The organism is Gluconobacter sp. (assembly GCF_047723935.1).
GTDB lineage: Bacteria > Pseudomonadota > Alphaproteobacteria > Acetobacterales > Acetobacteraceae > Gluconobacter.
Genome location: NZ_JBDOBO010000099.1, coordinates 1 through 7,345 on the forward strand (window position 1 = coordinate 1; position 7,345 = coordinate 7,345).

General features: G+C 52.5%; 7 protein-coding genes. 4 read left to right on the forward strand and 3 right to left on the reverse strand.

The window, feature by feature from the left end; all coding sequences use genetic code 11:
- Positions 1-15: 15 nt before the first annotated feature.
- The 3 genes from flhA to ABF979_RS15575 all read left to right on the forward strand — a co-directional run bounded on the left by flhA (position 16) and on the right by ABF979_RS15575 (position 3,896).
- Entirely contained in the window at positions 16-2,166 is a 2,151-nt protein-coding gene (gene flhA, locus ABF979_RS15565) for a flagellar biosynthesis protein FlhA (protein WP_415560640.1), read from the forward strand.
- A 123-nt stretch (positions 2,167-2,289) separates the two neighbouring features.
- Positions 2,290-3,132, forward strand: a complete 843-nt coding sequence (locus tag ABF979_RS15570; RefSeq protein ID WP_415560636.1) for a carbon-nitrogen hydrolase family protein — start codon at positions 2,290-2,292, stop codon at positions 3,130-3,132.
- A gap of 5 nt (positions 3,133-3,137) precedes the next feature.
- Entirely contained in the window at positions 3,138-3,896 is a 759-nt protein-coding gene (locus ABF979_RS15575; RefSeq protein ID WP_202207735.1) for an NAD kinase, read from the forward strand.
- 6 nt (positions 3,897-3,902) lie between these two features.
- On the opposite strand, the gene ABF979_RS15580 is transcribed toward ABF979_RS15575, so the two are convergent.
- The 3 genes from ABF979_RS15580 to ABF979_RS15590 are packed head-to-tail and all read right to left on the reverse strand — an operon-like array spanning position 3,903 to position 6,306.
- Entirely contained in the window at positions 3,903-4,835 is a 933-nt protein-coding gene (locus tag ABF979_RS15580) for a 2-hydroxyacid dehydrogenase (protein ID WP_415560637.1), read from the reverse strand.
- A 17-nt stretch (positions 4,836-4,852) separates the two neighbouring features.
- A complete protein-coding gene (locus ABF979_RS15585) occupies positions 4,853-5,344 on the reverse strand; it encodes a low molecular weight protein-tyrosine-phosphatase (RefSeq protein ID WP_415560638.1) in 492 nt (163 codons plus the stop codon).
- Positions 5,326-6,306 carry an AEC family transporter gene (locus tag ABF979_RS15590; protein ID WP_215750644.1) on the reverse strand — a complete coding sequence of 327 codons (981 nt, stop codon included), beginning with the start codon at positions 6,304-6,306 and terminating at the stop codon, positions 5,326-5,328. Before ABF979_RS15590 ends, ABF979_RS15585 begins: the two co-directional genes overlap by 19 nt.
- A gap of 160 nt (positions 6,307-6,466) precedes the next feature.
- Between ABF979_RS15590 and ABF979_RS15595 the strand changes: the two genes are divergently transcribed.
- A complete protein-coding gene (locus tag ABF979_RS15595; protein WP_415560639.1) occupies positions 6,467-6,778 on the forward strand; it encodes a hypothetical protein in 312 nt (103 codons plus the stop codon).
- Positions 6,779-7,345 lie beyond the last annotated feature (567 nt).

Genomic DNA, 7,345 nt, shown 5'->3' on the forward strand with positions numbered 1-7,345 from the left:
GGTAAGATTATTATTATGAATACATCAGAAGGGGCTCTTTCTTCCATTGTGAAAAAGACCACTCTCTCTGGTTATTTTCAGAAATTTCCTTTGCCTGTCTGGTTGCGAGGAGGGCAGCGTTGGTTGCCAGGCACCGATGTCGGACTGGCATTGGCTGTTGCGGCATTGCTTTCAATCCTCGTCTTACCGCTTCCGACATTCATTCTGGATGTGGGGCTTGCGCTCTCTGTGACGGCGTCTGTGCTCGTTTTGATGGTTGCTTTGTTTTTGACGCGACCACTCGACTTCACCTCCTTCCCCACATTGCTCCTCCTCACAACACTGCTCCGTCTGTCGTTGGAGGTTGCGACGACCAGACTCATTCTTAGTCACGGCTATGAGGGGATGTATGCAGCAGGCCATGTCGTAGCTGCTTTCGGGGGCTTCCTTATGGGAGGTGATGTCGTAATCGGCGCGATCCTGTTTGCAATCCTTCTGGTTGTGAATTTCATGGTGATCACCAAAGGATCAGGTCGTATTGCCGAAGTGGCCGCACGATTTTCGCTGGATGCCATGCCTGGAAAGCAGATGGCGATTGATGCTGAACTGTCTTCTGGCGCCATCAGTGACAAAATTGCTCGTCAACGTCGCAAAGAACTCCAGGAAGAAAGTGGGTTCTATGGAGCGATGGATGGTGCGGCCAAGTTCGTTCGTGGAGATGCAATCGCAAGTCTGATTATTACGGCAATCAATATCGTCGGGGGGTTGGCAATCGGCATTGGGCGTCATGGAATGTCTGTGGCGGATGCAGCTTCTGCTTTTACGACTTTGACGATTGGCGATGGTCTGGTGTCGCAAATTCCTGCTCTGCTGGTCTCTACGGCCTCGGGTATTGTGGTGACTAAGGGAGGGACAGAAGGAGCAGCAGACGTGGCTTTGGTGCGGCAACTTGGGGGTAATCCCAAACCGCTGGCTCTGGCTGCTGGCTCTGCGGCTGTTCTTTCATTAATGCCGGGTCTGCCAACGCTTCCTTTTCTTGGTTTGGCGGCTCTTGCAGGAGGAGGAGCATGGTTGCGGTACCGCTCTCCGGTTACCGATCAAGATGCTGAAGAGGATGCCGTTAGCCTTCCTGAAAATATGCAACCCGGTGAGCCTCCTCTTACTGAGAGCTTACGCGTCGATTTGTTGCGTTTGGAATTGGGATTCAATTTACTTTCAATCGCGAGCGGTGATGGCGCGCGTTTGACAGAGCAAATCAAGGTTCTCAGGAGAACAATTGCTGGAGAAATGGGGTTTATTTTACCTCCAGTTCGTATTCAGGATAATTTACAGCTATCGTCCAATGCCTATTCTGTAAAAATTAAAGAAATCGAAATTGGGCATGGGGAAGTACAGATTAGCAGGATTCTGGCAATGAACCCTAAGGGTGGATTACCGGATTTGCGTGGCGAAGAAACACGAGAGCCCGCATTTAATCTCCCGGCCTTGTGGATTGATCAAAGTGAACGAGAGAACGCAATAATTAAAGGTTATACTGTTGTTGATCCCGCGAGTGTTATTATTACCCATCTCACTGAGCTGGTCCGGGAAAACATGGCAGACCTGCTCTCTTACTCCGAAACACAGAAACTTCTGGATGAAATGCCGCGTGATCAGCAAAAACTGATTGTCGATCTCATTCCGTCTCAAGTGTCAGTAAGTGTTGTTCAGAGAGTGCTACAAAGTCTTCTGGCTGAGCAGATTTCAATTCGAGATCTGTCGGGTATTTTAGAGGCGCTTCAGGAAGGCTGTGGGCAAGGTCTGAAATCTGTTGTGGCGTTGACCTCACATGTTCGGACCCGTTTGGCGCGTCAGATCAGCTTCGCCGTTACCGGACCAAAAGGCTATATTCCTGTTTTGACACTCAGCCCCGATTGGGAAGTTGTATTTTCAGAAAATATGATCGGCCCTGCGGATGATCGTCAGTTAGCGCTCCCACCATCTCGCCTTAACGAATTTGTAGGAAAGCTGAGGCAGGCGCTGGATGTAGCTTTGGGGCAGGGTGAAAACCCGGTTATTCTTGTCGCCGGGGGGATGCGTCGTCCCATGCGAATGATTGTGGAGCGTATCCGTCCTTCGACAATGGTGCTCTCGCAGACAGAAATTTCTACTCGCGCAAAGATACGGACCGTTGGGGTAATCCAGTAAAAACGCGAGAGATCATGTCCTCATGTATTGAAAGCGGCGACTGCAGTTCGAGAAATCCGGGCTTACCTCGGACTCTTCGATCGCTTATGGTCTCGGGTCATTGCTTAAGGAAATGTACTGACCATGCGTGTTGCACTGATCCAGATGGCTCCTTCGGCTGACCGGGAGGCGAATATTTCCCAGGCTCAGCGTCTCGTCGCGGATGCTGTAAAAGCTCAAAACCCTGCGCTAGTCGTTTTGCCAGAGGTGTGGAGTTGTCTAGGCGGGACAGCCGAGACAAAGCATGCAAATGCTGAGAGCCTGCCTACTCCAGGAGAGCAGGGCGGCCCTCTGTACGAGGCTTTGCGTGCGATGGCGAAGGAGCATGGGATCTGGGTTCATGGTGGCTCGATTGGGGAGATCGTGTCGGGTGAGGGTAAAAACAAGTTGGCGAATACGTCGCTGATTTTTGACCCTCAAGGTAATGAGTGCGGTCGCTACAGGAAAATTCACCTTTTTGATGTGGTGACGCCGAATGGTGAGGGCTATCGGGAGAGCGATAGTTATGTGCCGGGTGACAGTGTGGAGGTCGTGGACATCTCGGGCGTCCCGACTGGTCTTGCCATCTGTTACGACCTGCGATTTGCTGAGCTGTTTCTCGCATTGCGGGCAGCCGATGTGGCGATGATCATCTTGCCTGCTGCGTTTACACAGCAGACAGGGGAAGCTCATTGGGAAATCCTGATCCGGGCACGTGCGATAGAGGCGCAGGCATGGGTTATTGCTTGCGGTACAGCCGGTTGGCACACGGATGCTGCTGGAAACGAGCGTCAAACGTATGGGCACTCCATGATTGTGAATCCCTGGGGCGAGGTTGTTCTGAAACTGGGGGGTGAAGCCGCGTGGGGAACTGCCGATCTCGATTTTGATCAGGTGCGTCAAGTGCGTGAGCGTATGCCCATTCAGGCAAACAGGCAGTTGATCTAACCCTCATGAAAATTGCTTTTGTAGCGGCGTCAACAGATGTCGCCCAAGATGCGCTTGCTGTTCTGGTTGCTCGCTATGGCAATGTGCCGCTCGAGAACGCGGATGTGGCGGTCAGTCTGGGGGGCGACGGCTTCATGCTCGAAACGCTTCATCGTGTCCTTGGACTTGAACTGGCTGTGTACGGCATGAATTACGGGACCATTGGGTTCCTCATGAACACGCCAAATGAAGATAATCTTCCGGAACGCCTGTTAAATGCGCAGCCTTCGTTACTGCATCCGTTGCATATGACAGCGAGAACAGTCAGTGGTGAGGTTTTCGAAGCACGCGCGTTCAATGACGTGTTCCTGTTTCGGCAGACACGTCAGACATCCCGGATTCGTATTGAAGTTGATGGGCGGGTCAGATTGGAAGAGTTGATCTGTGATGGCGTGATCGTCGCGACCCCTGCGGGATCGACGGCATATAATCTTTCGGCACATGGGCCTATTGTGCCGTTAAGCGCTAACATATTGCCCCTGACGCCGATTTCTGCTTTCCGGCCCAGGCGCTGGCGGGGTGCCCTTTTGCCATCGTCAGCCGTGGTCAGGCTGACTTTGATGGATACAGACAAACGACCAACAGCTGCAGTGGCAGATTTTAAAGAAATTCGTGATGTCGCGGAGGTCATCGTAAAAGAGGACCGTAAGCTGCATGCCACGGTCCTCTTCGATCCAGATCATGGACTGTCCGAGCGTATTATTGCCGAGCAGTTTCTGGAGTAGTTCTTTTTACAGGATTGGTGTCAGCAAGGGTTTCCCGTCAAAGTGGGCGACGAGATTATCCACCATCAGGTTGCCCATGATGGTCCGTGTTTCTACGGTTGCTGAGGCCTGGTGAGCTTGTAGGACCGTATTGTCCAGCTTAAAAAATGCTGGATTGATATTTGGTTCATTCTGGAACACGTCCAGTCCGGCGCCTGCAATTCGCTTTTCTTGCAAAGCTGAAAGCAAAGCTGCCTCATCGACAACCGATCCGCGAGCAATGTTGATGAGGACGCCGTCTGGCCCGAGAGCTTCAAGAATTTCCGCATCAACCATATTGGCTGATCGAGGGCCTCCCGAGACTGCCAGAACGAGAATATCGCTCCACTCAGCCAGTTTCTTCAGATCACTTTCGAAGCGTACGGCGCTTTCAGGACGTGGCTTGGAATTGAAATAGGCCAGTTCCATACCGAATGCTGCTGCACGATGGGCAATGGCTTGCCCTATCTGTCCAAAACCTGCGATGCCCATCCGCTTTCCGGTCACGCTGCGGGACAGCGGTAGCGAATTTCTGGACCATTCACCGGAACGAACAAGACGGTCATTCAAGACCGTGTCACGCATGACTGATAGCGTCAGGACAATGGCCATGTCTGCGACATCATCGGTGAGGGTGCCGAGCGTTGTTGCAACACCAATTTTGCGGCGGCGTGCTTCGTCAAGGTCGATCTGATCTGTCCCGACGCCGTTGACGGCGATGACTTCCAGCGCGGGGAGCGCGTCCATGATGGGGCGTGGAAGTCCTGAACCTCCCCCTGTAGCAACTCCCCGGATTTTATCTGCGATTGGCTTGAGCTGATCGAGATCACTATATTTGTGCAGGTTAAAATGCTCTGCAAGTCGCGCGACGATCCCGGCTGGGAATGGGTCGATCATGAGCAGGTCAGGTTTGGAAGACAAGGCAGTTCTCCTGTTGATCAGGGACGGGAGGGGAGGGCGTCGAGCTCTTTGTCCGCAAGGGCGCGGCATGCTTGTTCAACGTCGTTCCAAGTGACTGTAAAGCCGCTCTCTGGGCCATAATAAGGGTCATCGACGTCTTCACCCTCTCGGCCAGGAATGTGGTCAAGCATAAGGGAAAGGCATGCCCTGCTATCCGCAGGCTGTATATTCTGCAGGTGAGTCAGGTGTGAGTGATCGAGAGCAATGATGTGGTCAAAGCGGTAGAAGTCATCTTCGCAGACCAGACGTGATCTGAGTGCCGAAGCATCCAGGCCATGTCGACTTGCCACCTTGCAGGCTCTTGGATCAGGGGGATACCCGAGGTGCCAATGGCCGATTGCTGCAGAATCAATATCGAGTTCAAGCTGTCGCCTTGCAGCCTCTCGGCGCATGGCGAGTTCAGCGAGTGGAGAACGGCAGATATTGCCTGTGCAGACAAACAGAAAGCTACTTAAGCGCCGGTTAACCATATAAAGAATGCCATTGTTGCAATGGAGGTGAGTGTTCCGAAAAACAGGACGGAAGCGATTTCGCGTTCCAGAACGTGATACCGCATTGCCAGAATAACGTTGATGGAGGCACTTGGGATCGCCATCGTCAACACACTTTCCTGAAGGGCCTGCGGCGGAAGGTGCCATGCGCGTGCCAGAGCATAGATTATGCCTGGAATGACAATGTTGCGGATCCCCACAATTGTGCCCACCAGAGGACTGAAACGGACCTGTCGCGTAAATAACACCACGCCGGATGCGAACAGGGCCGCTCCTCCGGTCGTGTGGCCAAGCAGAAGAAAAGATCCCTTCAGAAAGACGGGAAGGAAAGCGCCAGCGCTGACCAAAACAAGAGCTAACAAGGGTACCCAGACCACGGGTTCGCGGCATGAATGAAGAAGGTGCCCTACCAGCTCTCTGAATTCGTTACGTGTTTCCGTGGCAGTGTCGCGAGCCGATTGATTGCCGTGGTCGTGACCCATCAGAATAAGGGTGATGGGCAACTGGATCAGATTCATGGCTAGGGCGGCGATAGAAATCGGTACACCGCTGGCGGCCCCGAAAATCTGCCCCAAGACGGGAATACCAATAAACGGGACCGAAGGCCCGGTGATTGTCATGGCAATAATTGCGGCTTCGCTCAACCGGCGCTTCAGTGCAAAACGGAACACGCTGAAAACGGCGGCATATCCGCCCACCATCGCCAAAAGTATGAGCGCCGCTACCGGGCCGGCAGATAGCACCTGTGCTTTGGGTGTGCTCAGAATGGAGACGAAGAGTTCGAGCGGAAGGGCATAGAGCATGACCAGTCGCGTCAGAACGCCTGCCTGCTGGGCATCGAAATCTTTACGGTATGCGGCGAAATAGCCGAAGCCCAGTGTGACCAGAATGGGCAAAATAGCCTGGATGATCGTGAGCAGCAGGTTGGGCGAAGAGGTCATGAGATGCTCATAAAAAGTCTGATGTTCCAGGTGGCGCTACCCTCTTTCGTAATGACATCGTTATCATCCGTCCATCCCCGGCTCTGGAAGCGATTGACCGAAGGAAGAGGGTGATGTCTTTGTAGGATGCTTCTAATTCAATTCATGCCCTGGGCGACCCATGCAATCCATTTTTGACACCTTGCTCAGTTTCATCCTGATGCTGCTGGGCTTCATCGTTGCGGCTGTAGCCTTTGTGGAGGTTTCCGCACGTGCCGTGCTGAGTAGTATCGGAGTACATGGGCAGTTTCAGACAGTGCTTTTATTCTGCCTGTTGTGTGCTCTGATTGTTTTGGCATTTCGCATTTTTGGACGGTTACTGGCGGTGCTTCTGACAGCGGCTATCGTCGTATATTTATTGCATGCGCTTCTTGGCATTCCTCACAACATTCCCGCCAGGGACACGGCGCAGGATAAGGCAATTACGCTGTGAAGTTGTGGTGTCCGCGAGAGGATTCGAACCTCCGGCCCCAGGATTCATACCACTTCGACTTTCGCCGCCACACTCATAGCTGAGCATGTTCGTGGTCTGGACTGTCTCTTCACCACGACCCCGCGAGAGGAGCCAAGGTGTCACCCGTACAGTCTCTACACCTTCTTTCCGCTAAGGGCGGAAAGCTTGGCTCGGGATTGGCACGGCTCAAGTAAGCCAGAGCGTTCCCCGAATTTGAGTGAATCCACCATGAAGTTTCCTGTCATGGCGCCCAATTCAGACTTTAGGAATCCTGTGCTCTATCCTGCTGAGCTACGCGGACACACGTGCAGTCTGTTATCCCAAGATGCCTGCGGCTGCAAGCTGGGCTCTTGAAAGCATATAAATTGAAAACTTGTGTTAATATATTAAAAACGCTATATGATATCAGTGGGGTGCACTCATTGCGCGTGCTGTAATATAATTACTAAATTAACATAAAAATGTAATTTATGTTTCTGTTTATGGGGATTCTGGCATATTTATGCTCTCTCTAATACACATCTGACGCTGCCGACGAAGCTAGAA